This window comes from Paenibacillus sp. 19GGS1-52, from assembly GCF_022369515.1.
Classification (GTDB): domain Bacteria; phylum Bacillota; class Bacilli; order Paenibacillales; family Paenibacillaceae; genus Paenibacillus_AQ.
The window spans coordinates 5,376,500-5,392,217 of sequence record NZ_CP059724.1; the positions used below are offsets into that span (position 1 = coordinate 5,376,500).

Below are 15,718 nucleotides of genomic sequence, written 5' to 3' on the forward strand. Positions count from 1 at the left end.
ATACTTTACAAAACATATGTTATCACTTAAAGTTAACTCTAAGTCAAGCATGAATTATAATTAAGACTGGAGATACATGATGAAGACATACTCTATAAGTGAAGTTGCAGAATACTTTGACATGACACCACATACCCTGCGTTACTATGATAAGGAAGGTCTTATGCCTTTTATAGAAAGGACTTCCAGCGGGAAACGCATTTTCAAGGAATCAGATATGGACACTTTAAAAGTAATTGAATGCCTGAAGTCATCCGGGATGCCGATTAAGGAAATTAAACATTTTATTGAGTGGTGCTCTGAGGGAGATTCAACCCTGCAGCAAAGATATGACATGTTCCTGCAGCAGAAAGCTTCCGTAGAAGCACAAATGGCAGAACTAAAAAAAACGATGGAAGTCATAGAATATAAATGTTTATATTACAAGACCGCCTTGGCTAGCGGTACAGAAGCTGTTCATAAAAAAAAATAAAAAAATTCTATCCCCTCATTTCAACTTAGTGTCTAGGACTTCCTCTAGTCCTCATTTTCATCAAACTTAAGCAGCACTTGAACATTTTAAGGGGGTGTGACGGAGAATGGCTATTCATCACGCAGCAAGGATTCACCCAAATGAATGGTAGCTTCCGGAGAATTAAGGGCGCATTCTGTGGCTTTGTTCTTTAGCAGAGCTTTCAGTTACTGGTTGTTGCTTGGGCTCTTGCGAATGGCTACGGCAATTTCTCCAACCTGAATTTCATTCCATCCCCCTGTTTGTCCCTGCCTCTTTTACGCAATGTTTTCGCCATATAATTCCCTCACTTGGATTGCCAATATTCGGTGTGTAGCTGAAAAAAGCTGATATGTGTGATCTTCAAAATAACTTAGCACTGGAAGAGCTATACGTGCCTCAACCGGTTGTTGGTGCATGGTTAATGTATTTATCATAATAAAAAACGACAGCTGGCTTAGGACCGGCTGTCGTTTTTCGTTATGATCTCGCTTATCCAAGCTTGTCACGTTAATCCTAGGAAAGCTTCTCCATGATCAGCTTATCCATGATCAGCTTATCCAAAAAGGCTTCAATGTCAGAATCATTTTCACAAATCCACTTTTCGTAAAAAATCTGGTGCTTCATCGCTTTATAGAAACCCATCAGCGCTTGCTTCAACGTCATATTTTGCATCATCAGCCACTTAGGGTCCATCAGTTTTCTTATCATTAGATCCATCTGCACTAGATAAATTTGAGTGTTGGCGATGGGATAAAACATACCAAACTCAATGCCGCTATCGAAGTAGGCGACGAGTTTTTTCTGAAATTGGTCTAAGGCTTGGGTAAGTTTGACCGACAATTGGGGATATGACCCATTTAATAAATCCTGAAGCAGTATATCCGTTAGGAAGAACGTCTGCTTAATCATCATCCTAAACACCTTGGCGAAAGATTCGTTGTAAACCTTCAGCTCTTCTTCGGACGGCTGCGATATCCTCTCAGATGACAGGTTTTGGGGAGCTTCCAGCAGGATCAGATTGGAAAGAAATTGCACATATTGTTCAAGCAGACGCCCTACAATTTCATCCTTGGAGTCAAAATATTTATACAGGGTTGCCTTGCTGATATCCATACATTTAGCCGCATCTTCCATCTTCATCTGGCTGATGCCCTGTTTTTGGATATAGGGGATCAAACGTACGAGAAGCTTTTCTCGTTTCGAGGACAACGGATCGTAATCTACCTCCGACATGTTCCAACACCTCCTGTGTTGCCAATTTCATTATAAAGCAATCCACTAATTATTTAAACCATGTATGCGAATTGAACTATTTTTACTAAAATCGTTTACTTCGTTTATAATTTGTGTTATTTTCTTTTTAAACAAATTACGAATAGTTAGGAGAGATTAACATGCCAGAAGCTTCCACAGTTAGTGAGTCCGCATCACTCCGTTCACTCATTGCTCCATTGATCGCTATTGTCGTAGGATTGTTCATGGTTATTCTAGACAGCACAGCGGTTAACGTCGCCATTCCGGTTATTGCTGAAGATTTTAAAAGCTCATTGACCCTTATTCAATGGACAATTACTGGTTATGCGCTAGCCCAGGCTTCCGTTATTCCGTTAGCTGGGTGGATGTCCGACCGGTTCGGAGCCAAGCAAATTTTTATTATTTCCATCATCTTGTTCATTGGCAGTTCGATCTTATGTTCGTTCGCGGGCTCGACCGAGATGTTGATATTCTTCCGAATCTTGCAAGGCTTGGGTGGAGGTATGGTTACTCCTATCGCCTTCGCAATGATCTACCGAATCAGTCCTGCCGAATCGGTAGGCAGGATCATGGGCATCATGGGAGTTCCAGTTCTGCTCGCACCTGCACTCGGTCCAATCGTATCCGGGTATTTGGTTGACTACGTGAGCTGGCGATGGTTGTTTCTAATCAATATTCCGGTCGGCATTGTTGGGGTTATCTTAAGCATCCTGTTACTGCCTAATCTACCGAAAAAGGCTTTTGCTCCGCTAGATTCCTTAGGATTTATGCTCGCTCCGTTAGCATTCGGTGGCCTTTCATACGGGTTAAGCGAAGGGGGAGAAGGGTGGACTACGGTGAAAACGATCACTGGTCTTACCGTAGGTGCAGTCGCTTTGATTCTGTTTGTCATCGTTGAACTCCGGAGCAAGAAGGAGCCATTGCTAGAGCTGAGAGTTTTTCGTTCCATGCAATTTACCCTTGGGATTCTGGTGCAATGGGTTTTACAACTCGCTTTGTTCGGCATGATTTTCGCTGTTCCATATTTCATGCAGCGACTTATGGGAATGAGTGCTTTTGAAGCTGGCTTCTGGTCATTGCCCCAGGCCATTGCTTCCGGTGTCATGATGCCGTTCAGCGGACGTTTGTTCGACCGGGTCGGCGCACGCCCCCTAGTGGTCGGCGGCTTGATTCTCATAACGGTTGGCGCCTATATGTTCTCCATGATCGATCCAAGCGACAGTTCGTGGACATTCCTGTTTCCACGCATACTGCTCGGACTCGGTTCTGGCATGTCTTTTATCGCCTTGAATACACACTTGATCCAAACGGCACCTAAGGAGTTGGTCGGAAGAGTCACTTCACTGACAAGTGCCGCCCAGCAAGTAGTTTCATCCTTCGCTATCGCAGGATTGACAACGTTCCTTGTCAGCCGTACCGATCATTATGCGAGCAATGGCGAGGCACCAGTGCCAAATGCGATGACGCATGCATTTCACAACACCTACCAATTACTCGCCATCATTGCAGTGGCTGGGTTATTGCTGGCAATCACATTAAAGCGTCCCGCTGCTAAGAATGCAGGCCTTACGCCTGGTGAAGCAAACAAAACACCTGTGATTGCAATAGAGTAGATATCAGGAAAAACTTATTACAAGCTGCAAGCGAAATGAACAGGAGGACTGCGCTTTGTGCGGTCTTCCTGTTTTATTGTGAAAATCGATTTGCCGCAACTTTAGAGAAATACAACTAAAAAAGCCGTCGACCCATTATGCAGACGGCGCTTTTTTGCAAATATTATTAGATTACAAGACGACTTTCTTTCCTAGTTGAAAAGTAGAAATTGAAGTGTTATCTCATGATACAGCTTCATGAGCGCCTCTTCTCAATCCGCGATACATAGCTCCGCGAGATCCCCAGTTCCTTCGCAATCTCCCGCTGCGTCCGCTCTTCTCCGCCGGTATCCAGCCAAACCGTCCGACCACAACTTCCTTCTCCCGATCATCCATAATATCCAGGTTCCGGTAGATTTTGCTCTTCTCGATCTTCAGATCTACTTCCTTAATGACATCGTCGGCTTCAGAGCCTAGAATATCAATCAGCGTGATCTCGTTCCCTTCCTTGTCCGTCCCAATCGGATCGTGCAGGGACACGTCCTTACGGGTCTTTTTAAGGGAACGGAGATGCATCAAGATCTCATTTTCGATACAACGGGCAGCAAAAGTGGCCAGTTTGGTGCCATTGTTCGGGCGATAACTCTCAATCGCCTTGATCAGTCCGATGGTGCCAATGGAGATTAGGTCCTCCATATCCTCACCAGTGTTATCGAATTTTTTGAGGTTGTAGACACGATATGATGTCAAAAAAATAAACCAATCACGATCGTTTCCGATTCGAATTGGTTATTTTTAAGTTTTGTATTTAATCTGTAATTGTTTATCGATTATTTTGACCCATTCAGGTAATTCATTTAAATAATATTTTATCCCGCTTGTATCCGCTTCAAGAATAAACTCACCATCTGCTTTACTATTATCAACAACAATTAATTGATCAATCAAGTCTAAGTGAGATACCAGATTATTCATACTTGTTACATTGCGTCTAATAATATCCTCGGTTTCAATATGATGACCACCGTTCTTTACTCGCATAGCAACACGTTCAATATTAAGCCGAACATCCCCTAGCCCCACATAAAACATAATGATTTCGAAACCTTGTTCCTTTGCATCTCTCATCTGTCGAATAACGTTACCACCCGCCAGAGTAGTTTCCACAGTGAAATCCCACTTATTTCGGATACACTCCCTGGCTATTCTTATAGCTTCTTTCCCAGCAGATACTTTACTCTTTTCAAGATGTCCATTATTAATTTTACAGGCTAGTGCATCCGGATCAATATTTACACTTACTCCAAGCCGGTCAACAATCAAGTTGCGGATTGTGCTCTTACCACTTCCATTATTACCTGCAAACACAAACATCGTTGCCTTTGTCTCATTCATGGATGAAATCCTGTTCATTCATTTTCTCGATCTTACCCGTACTATATTCTCTAACAATTTGCCCCTCATTTGTCTTATATACTATATATGTTCCATTTGCTTTAGCATCCAACTTCGCCCGGTCACCCGTTAGTCGGATCAATTTGGCAAGATCCTTCGTAAGGTCCATCAATATAGAAACACCTCATTTCCACTTATATTTCGAGTATACCACAGTACAGTGTAATTTATATCTGCTTAAGTCCGTGTGCATCGTATGAGCAATTAACCTGTAAGATTGAGAATTCAATATCTCATGCATACAGGTTGTCTACAGATTTCCACTAACACTGGTGAATGCCAGGTGTTTGTGGCTGCTCTCTGTCTCCTTAAAATTCTTCTGACGAACCGAGAGAACATGTTACTCTCAACTGTTACTTCATCGCTAGGCGAGCTTTCGTACAAAGTTTGCTTCTTCAATTTTGTCAGGCTACTATAAATTCTCTATTCATATCTAAGAGTTTCATTGCTTCTTAGCGTATTTGGTTTCATTTGAAATAATTCACTAAAAAGAAATGTAATATATGTTTTAAAGCCTCCCCCAATAAATACAGGTAAAATCGAGTAAAGATACATATCAAAGATTACAAGTTAAATTAAATTAACAATAGTTTGTTTAATTCATTTATCATCCTGATTAACAGAAAACACAGCAGACACTCATGCATAAAACTCTGCTGAGAATTGTTCCTTCATATTATTCATCATCTGAATGCCTGGAACATCAAGATCTCCGGAATAATAAATAACACAGTTTGGGTTTGCTTTAAGACACTTTTCTATAAATACTTTAGAGGCGGTTCTAGCCTGACCTATAGTACAAAGTAAAGCTGGAAAATCTGATGGCAGTTGTTCCAAAGTTAATTTGTTTAGATTAAGAAAATGAATAGTTTCATCTACTAGATAAGAAATGACAGGCGGATTTTCAATAATATACATTGACGAGTACTTTGGAAGTTGTTTCATCTCTTCAAATTCACGTAAGTTTAATGTTCGAGGAGAGATTCCAATAACTAGGTGTGGTACAAAAACATGTGAAATCGAACTAAGATCATCATCTAAAATGTCGAAATTCCTATAAATTTGACGTTCTAGCAAATAGTCTGGTATGACTGTCAAATGACTATCAACATTCTCGCCTAGCATTAGACTTTGGCTACTTATATCATTGAGAGCATTCAATAATAATCTTCCTATTACATTTGTTTTATCAAAAGCGTGTGAATCTTCGGTGACATACGCAGCGAACATAGGCAATCTAATTTTTCCAGTAGATATTCCACAAGCTTTGAACATCTCGTCTTTTCTCATTAGCAAATGCCATAGAGCGCTTATACAGGTGAATAATTCAGAACCAACATTTGCATCTCTGTCAAATGCAATACTCAAAATCCTATGACCTTTGACCTCCCCTTCCTTTAATCTTTCAAACCAATTAAATGTTTTCTGAGAAAAACATTTTTGTTCAGAATCAGAGATATTAAATTGAATAATAAAATCTTGTTCTATGCTCACAAAAAGGTTCTCCCAGGCTAAAACCTTCAAGTCCTTTTGTTCACGCTTAGTGAGCAATTGACGGCCATAATAGAGCTCTAGCAATTCAAATAGAGAAATTGAGTAACCTGCTTCTATGACCGCTTTTTCAAAGTCTGTTGCTGGAAAACGAGGCCCCTTGTATCGAACGCCAAGAAACCCCCGTAGTGCTTTTTCCTCTTCTTTAGTAGGCAGCATTTTAATGGTGCCGAATGCTCCATAGCTTTCAAACTTCTTACGATACAAATCGAAGAAGCGGCTGAAGCCGCCACTACGCCGAAAAATCTCGATTAGTTGCCACTTATCCTGCATCGCGAGAATACTCCTCTATATTTTGCTCAAGCGATAGAAGATGTTTTTCTTTGCCGTCCCAATAGTAACGTGCAACAGCGAGCACTGGAGAATCTACAGAGCGTAGAATTTGAGCAATGGAGAGTTCATCTACCGTATCGTAACACCCCCATAACACCTGGGAATTCATAATATAATCGGATTCAAAGTCGTGTACCAGTTGGAACATTTGTGCAATATTGTGAATTCCCATAACGCCTACTAAATCATGCATTGAAGTTTTCCCGTAACCTTGCATCTAGAACTGTTGTATTGCTTTGTCAAGCACTTCATTAACTTCAAATTCTTTGGTTCTTACCAATGGAATCACCTCAAGCAATTCATTATACAACGATCAGGAAATAAATTGCATGATTCCCTTGGGGAAAGTATCCTCTGCCTCTGACTTTTTCTCATATAGATTGTACCAAGCTTCCGCGACTTGATCAGGATCAAAACCTGTACCCTTCTTTATCAAAGGACTAATGGATAAATGACCAACAAATACCCCGAGAGGAAGCAAACGCTCGTGTAAATTAAGGATATAGTTTCGCAACCCTGACATGGCTATACCTGAATTCCCAAACATCGAGCTTGGAATCATTGCTGAAAGATCGCTTGTAAAAAGCAGCGCCCCTTCACCTCGTTCAGTCATTTCTGGAATGACTTGTCTTGCTGAATTAATCGCTCCAATTACAACATTGTTGAAAATTTGAAGTGCGCTCTCATCTGTCGTATCCAGAACAGATGTCGTAGATACATTTCCACTATGTGGGCTAAATTCCATGACATCTATTGTACCAAATGTATTCTTAATTTCTTGAAAAGCACTGGTAAGCTTCATTTTGTTTGTTATATCAGCAGCAAAACCCTGAGCTTCAATGCCCATCTTGTTTAGCTGCTCAGCATATTGGTCCAACTTCTCCTGTGTTCTTGAAACCATAGCGATACGGAATCCGTGTCTTCCAAAAATCTTGGCCAGTGAGAACCCCAGACCTGGTCCTGCACCGATTATGACCATTGTTTTCAATTCATATTCACCTTCTTTCAAGACAATATTAAGTTCGGCATTCAAGGTGTTTTTTTCCATAACCCGATGATTTGCAGATAAATTAATGGCGTACAATTTTTCAGTCGTACGCCATTTTTAAGCATTATTGTCCATTTGTAATATAAATGTCTGTGAAACATTGATTTTTTCGAAACAACCTATACTTAGCCCTTCTGCGATTCCAACTCTTTCAACGTAGGATAATCCGTATAACCTTTGCTTCCACCACCATAAAATGTTGCAGGATCTGCTTCATTTAATGGAGCGCCTGTTTTAAGTCGTTCCACAAAATCCGGGTTAGCCAATGACCATACCCCAATAGGTGCCAGATCAGCAAGACCACTCTCGATATCAACACCAATATTCTCCAGTCCCCGTCCAGCCCGATTGACTAACAACGGATTCGTCCACAAGGAACGAATATCTTGAAGCAATTCATCGTTTCCGAGGTGCATAATATGAAGGTAAGCTAAATTCAAATTTGCTAATTTTTGCGTCAGATAACGATAAAGATCAGGACCTTGTTCACCATCTTGAATCCCACCAAGATGGGTCCCTGGCGAAATGCGGAAGCCAGTTCTCTCTGCCCCGATCTCGTCAATGATGGCTTTGGCTACTTCAATCGCGAAGCGAGCACGATTTTCTATAGATCCACCATATTCATCCGTCCGTTTATTGGAATTTTCACCGATAAATTGGTTGATTAGATAACCATTTGCTCCATGAATTTCAACGCCGTCAGCGCCTGCTGCAATAGCAGCGGCCGCAGCTTTACGATAATCTGCAATGGTTACTTGAATCTCTTCTTTACTCAACTCACGTGGTACGGGGATATCCTGCATGCCTGTAGCCGTAAAAGTTTCTACTCCCGGTGCAATTGCAGAAGGTGCAACCGGCTGCCGATGATGAGGTGTATTGTCAGGGTGCGACACACGACCGGCATGCATTAATTGAATATAAATATATCCGCCTGCTTCATGCACGGCATCGGTAACCTTCTTCCACCCTTCAATATGCTTTTCCGTATAGATCCCAGGTGTCCTTAAGTAACCTTGACCATCATCTGAAGGTTGTGCTCCTTCACTAATAAGTAATCCCATAGATGCTCTTTGAGCATAATAAAGGGAAATGAGTTCTCCCGGTGTACCATCTTCCTCAGCTCTGCTGCGTGTCATTGGTGACATCGCTAAGCGATGTGGTAATTCCAGGTTTCCAATTTTCGTTTTACTCCATAATTTCCCCATTCTGATACTCTCCTCTTCTAATGAAGCTACACGGATATATTAATTCGATTTAAAATTCTGAAATTACTGGATAGATTTGACCTCTCAGATTGAAAACATAGTTCTGGTCCACAATACCTACCACTTCGTTGCTATCATAAAGATCCACCATGAAGCCCGCCATTTGTTTGGCAGTGTGGTACTTAGGCATGTTTGCTTTGAAATCAAATTCTTCAGCATCTATGGATTTCTTCACAAATTCCGTTTCGGTTATTGCAGGTGCTAGAACTTTCGCCTTTATTTTCGCACCTTTAAGCTCTAGTTCTTTTGCGAGCCCTTCGGTGAAGGCACTAACATAATATTTAGATGCAGAATAAGCAACACTCCCAACAGCGATGGCATATCCGAGTGCGGATGATACGTTAATTAACTGAGTTCCTTCTACATCAGCATAATCTCGCACAAATAGTGTAGAAAGGATCGTCAAGGATTCGATGTTAACACGTAACATAGTTTCAACTTTATCTAAATTCTGTTCTGCTATAAAAGAAGCTTCACCAAGCCCAGCATTGTTAATCCATGTCTCAATTTGGTATTCCTTTAAAGCGTTATACAGTGTGTAGGCCTGTTCTGTAACAGACAGGTCACTTGAACAAACAATAACATTTACATTAGGATCCATATCCTGAATTTTTGATTTGAGCTCTTCTAATTTGTCTAATCTTCTTGCTACCAAAATTAAGTTTTTGCCGCGTGCAGCAAACGCCAACGTAGCCTCATATCCTATACCTGAGCTTGCTCCTGTGATCACTGTGTACTTCATCGCTATTCTCTCCCTTTTTCTATAAGTATTGTGATTAAGAATTTGAGAATGATCATTCTAATTAAAACAAAAAAAACTACACTGTTAGATCTAACTTGCATTAGTATACCAAAACTAGAACGATCGGTAAAGAATTAATTATTAACTTTGTTCTTTAAGAATTATTTGACCCCAGGTATGCGTGATGAAATCCGGGGCGAACTTCATTGAAAAGCGCATAACTTTGGCAAAACCTGCGTTCACTCGTAGTTTGTTTTTTTCCATCCCTTTAATACCAGCATTAACAAGCTTCGCTAATGGCAAAGAGATCATCTTATTCAGGAACCCTTCATCATACGTGTCTGTGAGATTGGTTTCAGAAATAACGGGTGGGCAAAGTTCCATCACATGAATATTTTTTCCTTTGGCACGGATTTGCTCGCGTAATGCATCACTGAACATGTGGACTCCAGCCTTCGTTGCAGAATAAGTCGGTGCGTTAGCAACTGTAATATTAGCAAGCAGTGAGCTGACGTTAACAATCATTGCCTCCTGTTGCTTGGCTAACAGTGGCAACAAAGCCTTAGTGACATAGATGGTGCCGTTTAAGTTTGTAGTGATTTCTGCTGCGAGGTACTCATAGGTAATATTTTCATCAAATAAGTCAAATTCGTGCATTATACCAGCATTATTAAAAACAATATCCAGTTTCGGATAGTGTATAGCGAGTTCTTTGGCAAGCTGCTCAACGCTTGAGGGATCACTAACATCTGCCGCCATTCCAATGAGTCCCGGATTGTTCTTTACTGCTTGGTCGATGCGTTGTTGTGAACGCCCCGTAATGATCACGGTATTTCCCATCTCAAGAAAACGTTTGGCAAAAGCAAATCCAATCCCGGATGTCCCGCCTGTCACCAAGATCGTTCTATTTACTAATTTCATTCTTCATCATCTGCTCCCTTTAAAATTGGATAATGACTTTTCCTTTGGGATGACCTGTTGCAACAAAATTCAGTGCTTCGTTAATATCTTCAATGTGGAATTCTGTCGGGTCCACCGCTGGTACAATCCCGTTATCTTCAATAATCTTCGTAATTTTCTTTAATTGTTCGCCATCACTGCGCACAAAAATGAAATGATATTGAATTCTCTTTTTCTTCGCTTTGTAATCATACTTAGCTCCGGCAATGGTGAAGAGCTTTTGCTTCCAACCTGGCAAGCCCATATGCTCGGCGAAACGTTTGTTAGGGCCGGTCCGCAGAGAAAGAAGGCGACCTCCTGCTTTAATAATGGAAAGTTCATGATCAAATTCGCTTGGTCCCAACGTATCCATCACATAATCTACATTACTAAGCTGCTCCCAATAGTTTTCAGTCGTGTAATCAATATATTGGTCTGCTCCAGCCGCCATTGTCCGTTCACGCGCTTGCGGATTTCCACTAACGATGACCCTCAGACCCATGCTTTTGGCGATAGGAATGGCCATTTGGCCAAATGAACCCGAACCTCCAGGAATAAACACGCTTTCGCCAGCTTTAGCAGCTAATTGTTCATGTAACCCTTGATAAGCAGTCAATCCTGTTAATGGCGCAGCAGCACCAGTCACAAAATCCAGATTAGCAGGTAAGTGCCCGATAGCATCTGCACTAATCGCCGCGTACTCAGCAAAAGCACCGATTTTGTGTAGTGGCAGGCGTGAATAAATGGCATCGCCAACTTTAAATTCATGGACGTTCTTACCGACCTGTTCAATAACACCTGTCAGCTCGTTACCCAGTACCAACGGGAACTCATAATCCTGGATCAGCTTCACGCTCCCGGTACCAATGAGCAATTCCAAATGATTAACCGCTGCTGCCTTCACCTTGACCAAGACATCGTTATCACTTATTTCCGGGACTGGAATATCATTGACTTCTACTTTGAATCTTTTTGAATATTTGGTGATCTGTGCTGCTTTCATAATTAATGGCCTCCTTTGCACTGAATAATAAGTAACATTTATTAGTTTTTGTAACTTACACAACAAGCATAATACCGCAGGTTACAAAAGTCAACAATTGTTACTCACTATTGTATATGCTAAAATACAGGCAGGTGTATAAACGATGATTAAGGAATTTATTGAAGAAGAAAGGGTTGGCAACAAGATGGCTAAAATCACACAAGAGCTCATTATTGAAACAGCCGAGGCATTAATGGAGCGCACGGAAAAATCCGAAGTGACGCTCTCCCAAATTGCAGATGAATTAAGTATCACCCACGCAGCACTCTATAAACACTTTAAAAATAAGCAAGAGCTCTGGGCAGCCGTCTCTAAGAGCTGGTTCAACCGGATGATTTCAGAACAAATCCAAATAGAACTGACTAACTCGGCTAATCCAAAGGAATTACTCCACGATTGGCTCTGGGCATTTGCTAATGCCAAAAAACGCGCCTATAACGAGAATCCCAAGATGTTTGCCTTGAATACGCAATACGTAGATAGCAATCCTCTCGTCTTACGTGACGTTCTCTGGGATTCCTACCAAATTATTGACGGCATCATGGATTATCACGATCCCCGCTTCGAACGGGCAGAGGCGATTCTCTCCGCGTTTGCAGTGTTTAGCCTCCCGTCCTTCAAAGAATCCTGGAATTTACCAGACTACCAAGACAGGTTCGAACGTATCTGGCGTTTAATCAAACAGGGGCTTTGAATCCAAATCCCTCTAGTTGGATTCAATGAAAACCGCAAAAGAACTCTATCTACTAAAACCAAGAATGTCCAAACTGTATTGTAGCTTCGGGGAATTCTAGCTTCGACTTCTTTGATCATATCATCGGCTTCAGAGCCAAGAATATCTATCATCCAGGAATACGTCCTTGCGGGTCTTCTTTAAAGATCTAAGGTGCATCAGGATTTCATTTTCGATACAACGGGCAGCAAAAGTAGCCAGCTTCGTACCTTTGTTGGGGCGGTAACTCTAGATAGCTTTGATCAGCCCGATAGTGCTGATGGAGATGAGATCCTCCATGTCTTCGCCGGTGTTATCGAATTTTTTGAGGTTATAGACACGATATGATGTCAAAAAAATAAACCAATCACGATCGTTTCCGATTCGAATTGGTTATTTTTAAGTTTTGTATTTAATCTGTAATTGTTTATCGATTATTTTGTGACCCATTCAGGTAATTCATTTAAATAATATTTTATCCCGCTTGTATCTGCTTCAAGAATAATCTCACCATCTGCTTTACTGGTTCCCCGTTTCATTCGTTACTCATCGACTTCACCAAGAATTCCCTTACAAATTCCAAAGGTTTGATGGTATTGTCCAGTGTGCTTGTAAACACGACTACCGTTTGCAAACTTGGAATGATAATAATAAATTGTCCGTTTCTTCCCATTGCAAAGTACATCCTATTGTTCAAAGAAAAATCATCATCATTAGTATCCAGCTTTGCTACCCACCAATGAGAAGCATAGTGACCAATATATTCATAAGTTAACAAGCAGGGCTCTGTAGATTTCTTGATCCACTCTGCAGATACGATTCTCTTGCCTTTCCATATACCGTCCTGCAAGTAAAGCTGACCGAATTTGGCTAAATTATACGGATGTAACCGTAGACCATCAGAACCATAACTAATGCCTTTCGCATCCTCAAACCAACGATAATCCCCGTCTATACCTAAAGGTTTAAATAAATACTGCTCAGCAAACTCCGAAGTCTTCATACCGGTGGTTCTGGTTAATATAGCGGAAAGTACATGAGAACAACCCGAATTATAGTTCATTCGTTTTCCCGGATCATCCACTAACTCCCTGTCGAATACAAACTTTACTACATCATGGGTAAACATAGGGGGCATATAGTTCCATTCGCCGAACTCCGGCCAATCCAGCCCTACGCTCATCGTTAGCAGCTGTTCTATCGTAATGTCTTTTTTGCGCGGGTCTGCTTGATGGTTAACAATATCAGGAAAATAATGTTCCATGGTAACGTCAACCGAAGGTATAAAGCCTTTATCAATCGCTATCCCTATCAATATGGAAATGATACTTTTCGTACATGAATTAATCCTCTGTAGGTTGTCTCTAATTTTATTGCTTTTGTAATACTCATGAATTATAGTACCTTCCTTTAAAACCAGACAGCTCTTAATTTTCGCCTTCTCTACAGCCTTCATGAATTTACTCATTAATTCCATATTCATGTTGTGCTCTTCCGGTGTAGAAATAGGCCACCTATTTTTGTTTTGTATTGGTTACAACTCCCTTTTAGTTAACAAGTTGTTCCATCTCTTAGATCAAAAAGTCCCCTTCATTCTTATGTTTTCGATAAATGGAAGAGTAATTTGGTTTCTCAGCCTCTTGAGCACATCCGTTATTTCATGGCCCATCCTAGAATTCCATCCATATAAAGCGGATTTCCACGTACACCTCGTAAAATTAACTTCCTACATTTCCCTATATTAGTTTTCAATAAATTTCTGTAATATCCTTCTAATATATACCAAAAAGCAACTCATCCTGGATAAGTTGCTTTTTAGCGTTCTATTCTTATGAAATACTACTTTGTAATTATCTTTCCACTTCTCACCGCTTCACCTTATAAAACTCATGATACAGCTTCATGAGCGCCCTCTTCTCTATCCGAGACACATAACTCCGCGAAATCCCCAGCTCCTTCGCAATTTCCCGCTGCGTCCGTTCTTCCCCGCCTGTATCCAGCCCAAACCGTCCAACCACAACTTCCTTCTCCCGATCATCCAAAATATCCAGGTTGCGGTATATTTTGCTCTTCTCGATCTTCAGATCCACTTCTTTAATCACATCATCGGCTTCGGAGCCTAAGATATCTATCAGTGTAATTTCATTACCTTCCTTGTCAGTCCCAATAGGATCATGCAGAGATACATCCTTGCGTGTTTTTTTAAGGGAACGAAGATGCATGAGGATTTCATTTTCAATACAACGGGCAGCAAAAGTGGCCAGTTTGGTGCCTTTGTTGGGGCGATAACTCTCAATCGCCTTGATCAGCCCGATAGTGCTGATGGAGATGAGATCCTCCATGTCTTCACCAGTGTTATCGAATTTTTTGAGGTTGTGGACACGATATGATGTCAAAAAAATAAACCAATCACGATCGTTTCCGATTCGAATTGGTTATTTTTAAGTTTTGTATTTAATCTGTAATTGTTTATCGATTATTTTGACCCATTCAGGTAATTCATTTAAATAATATTTTATCCCGCTTGTATCCGCTTCAAGAATAAACTCACCATCTGCTTTACTATTATCAACAACAATTAATTGATCAATCAAGTCTAAGTGAGATACCAGATTATTCATACTTGTTACATTGCGTCTAATAATATCCTCGGTTTCAATATGATGACCACCGTTCTTTACTCGCATAGCAACACGTTCAATATTAAGCCGAACATCCCCTAGCCCCACATAAAACATAATGATTTCGAAACCTTGTTCCTTTGCATCTCTCATCTGTCGAATAACGTTACCACCCGCCAGAGTAGTTTCCACAGTGAAATCCCACTTATTTCGGATACACTCCCTGGCTATTCTTATAGCTTCTTTCCCAGCAGATACTTTACTCTTTTCAAGATGTCCATTATTAATTTTACAGGCTAGTGCATCCGGATCAATATTTACACTTACTCCAAGCCGGTCAACTATCAAGTTGCGGATTGTGCTCTTACCACTTCCATTATTACCTGCAAACACAAACATCGTTGCCTTTGTCTCATTCATGGATGAAATCCTGTTCATTCATTTTCTCGATCTTACCCGTACTATATTCTCTAACAATTTGCCCCTCATTTGTCTTATATACTATATATGTTCCATTTGCTTTAGCATCCAACTTCGCCCGGTCACCCGTTAGTCGGATCAATTTGGCAAGATCCTGTGTAAGTTTCATCATTTATACAAACACCTCATTTTTTCTTATAGCTCGAGTATACCACAGCAAAGCGGAATTTATATTAGCTTAAGCCTAT

General features: G+C 40.8%; 17 protein-coding genes and 2 pseudogenes. 3 read left to right on the top strand and 16 right to left on the bottom strand.

Annotated features, from left to right (window positions below):
• Positions 1-79 precede the first annotated feature (79 nt).
• The gene (locus tag H1230_RS24860; protein WP_239717549.1) at positions 80-472 is read left to right on the top strand and encodes a MerR family transcriptional regulator; all 393 of its coding nucleotides are present in this window, start codon (positions 80-82) and stop codon (positions 470-472) included.
• A gap of 534 nt (positions 473-1,006) precedes the next feature.
• Here the strand turns inward: H1230_RS24860 and H1230_RS24865 are convergent.
• Positions 1,007-1,726, bottom strand: coding sequence for a TetR/AcrR family transcriptional regulator (locus H1230_RS24865; protein WP_239712523.1), 720 nt, complete (start codon positions 1,724-1,726; stop codon positions 1,007-1,009).
• Positions 1,727-1,887: 161 nt separating this feature from the next.
• Between H1230_RS24865 and H1230_RS24870 the strand changes: the two genes are divergently transcribed.
• The gene (locus tag H1230_RS24870; RefSeq protein ID WP_239712524.1) at positions 1,888-3,360 is read left to right on the top strand and encodes a DHA2 family efflux MFS transporter permease subunit; all 1,473 of its coding nucleotides are present in this window, start codon (positions 1,888-1,890) and stop codon (positions 3,358-3,360) included.
• A gap of 191 nt (positions 3,361-3,551) precedes the next feature.
• On the opposite strand, the pseudogene sigK (H1230_RS24875) reads toward H1230_RS24870, so the two are convergent.
• From sigK (H1230_RS24875) to H1230_RS24920, 10 genes and pseudogenes are all read right to left on the bottom strand, one after another.
• Positions 3,552-4,065: pseudogene (gene sigK, locus H1230_RS24875) on the bottom strand (RNA polymerase sporulation sigma factor SigK); the annotation flags it as partial.
• 69 nt (positions 4,066-4,134) lie between these two features.
• Positions 4,135-4,734, bottom strand: a complete 600-nt coding sequence (locus tag H1230_RS24880) for an ATPase (RefSeq protein ID WP_239712525.1) — start codon at positions 4,732-4,734, stop codon at positions 4,135-4,137.
• Entirely contained in the window at positions 4,727-4,903 is a 177-nt protein-coding gene (locus H1230_RS24885; RefSeq protein ID WP_239712526.1) for a hypothetical protein, read from the bottom strand. Before H1230_RS24885 ends, H1230_RS24880 begins: the two co-directional genes overlap by 8 nt.
• A gap of 530 nt (positions 4,904-5,433) precedes the next feature.
• On the bottom strand, positions 5,434-6,618 hold the full coding sequence (locus tag H1230_RS24890) for a TIGR02679 domain-containing protein (RefSeq protein WP_239712527.1): 1,185 nt from the start codon (positions 6,616-6,618) through the stop codon (positions 5,434-5,436).
• The gene (locus tag H1230_RS24895) at positions 6,608-6,871 is read right to left on the bottom strand and encodes a hypothetical protein (RefSeq protein WP_239712528.1); all 264 of its coding nucleotides are present in this window, start codon (positions 6,869-6,871) and stop codon (positions 6,608-6,610) included. Before H1230_RS24895 ends, H1230_RS24890 begins: the two co-directional genes overlap by 11 nt.
• A 120-nt stretch (positions 6,872-6,991) precedes the next feature.
• Positions 6,992-7,711, bottom strand: a complete 720-nt coding sequence (locus H1230_RS24900; protein ID WP_239712529.1) for an SDR family NAD(P)-dependent oxidoreductase — start codon at positions 7,709-7,711, stop codon at positions 6,992-6,994.
• A gap of 140 nt (positions 7,712-7,851) precedes the next feature.
• Positions 7,852-8,931, bottom strand: a complete 1,080-nt coding sequence (locus H1230_RS24905) for an alkene reductase (RefSeq protein ID WP_239712530.1) — start codon at positions 8,929-8,931, stop codon at positions 7,852-7,854.
• A 49-nt stretch (positions 8,932-8,980) separates the two neighbouring features.
• The gene (locus H1230_RS24910; protein ID WP_239712531.1) at positions 8,981-9,733 is read right to left on the bottom strand and encodes an SDR family NAD(P)-dependent oxidoreductase; all 753 of its coding nucleotides are present in this window, start codon (positions 9,731-9,733) and stop codon (positions 8,981-8,983) included.
• A 141-nt stretch (positions 9,734-9,874) separates the two neighbouring features.
• Positions 9,875-10,654 carry an SDR family oxidoreductase gene (locus H1230_RS24915; protein ID WP_239712532.1) on the bottom strand — a complete coding sequence of 260 codons (780 nt, stop codon included), beginning with the start codon at positions 10,652-10,654 and terminating at the stop codon, positions 9,875-9,877.
• A gap of 19 nt (positions 10,655-10,673) precedes the next feature.
• Positions 10,674-11,675 (bottom strand): NADP-dependent oxidoreductase, encoded by a 1,002-nt coding sequence (locus tag H1230_RS24920; protein ID WP_239712533.1) that lies wholly within the window; start codon positions 11,673-11,675, stop codon positions 10,674-10,676.
• Between the two features lie 145 nt (positions 11,676-11,820).
• Between H1230_RS24920 and H1230_RS24925 the strand changes: the two genes are divergently transcribed.
• Positions 11,821-12,411 carry a TetR/AcrR family transcriptional regulator gene (locus H1230_RS24925; protein WP_239712534.1) on the top strand — a complete coding sequence of 197 codons (591 nt, stop codon included), beginning with the start codon at positions 11,821-11,823 and terminating at the stop codon, positions 12,409-12,411.
• Positions 12,412-12,494: 83 nt separating this feature from the next.
• Here H1230_RS24925 and H1230_RS24930 read toward each other — a convergent pair.
• From H1230_RS24930 to H1230_RS24950, 5 genes and pseudogenes are all read right to left on the bottom strand, one after another.
• Positions 12,495-12,759, bottom strand: a pseudogene (locus H1230_RS24930) (sigma factor); the annotation flags it as partial.
• 205 nt (positions 12,760-12,964) lie between these two features.
• Positions 12,965-13,912 (bottom strand): serine hydrolase domain-containing protein, encoded by a 948-nt coding sequence (locus tag H1230_RS24935; protein ID WP_239712535.1) that lies wholly within the window; start codon positions 13,910-13,912, stop codon positions 12,965-12,967.
• Between the two features lie 382 nt (positions 13,913-14,294).
• Positions 14,295-14,861 carry an RNA polymerase sporulation sigma factor SigK gene (sigK, locus tag H1230_RS24940; protein ID WP_345773445.1) on the bottom strand — a complete coding sequence of 189 codons (567 nt, stop codon included), beginning with the start codon at positions 14,859-14,861 and terminating at the stop codon, positions 14,295-14,297.
• Between the two features lie 9 nt (positions 14,862-14,870).
• The gene (locus H1230_RS24945) at positions 14,871-15,470 is read right to left on the bottom strand and encodes an ATPase (RefSeq protein WP_239712525.1); all 600 of its coding nucleotides are present in this window, start codon (positions 15,468-15,470) and stop codon (positions 14,871-14,873) included.
• Positions 15,463-15,642, bottom strand: a complete 180-nt coding sequence (locus H1230_RS24950) for a hypothetical protein (protein WP_239717685.1) — start codon at positions 15,640-15,642, stop codon at positions 15,463-15,465. The genes H1230_RS24945 and H1230_RS24950 overlap by 8 nt, the downstream gene beginning before the upstream one ends.
• Between the last annotated feature and the right edge of the window lie 76 nt (positions 15,643-15,718).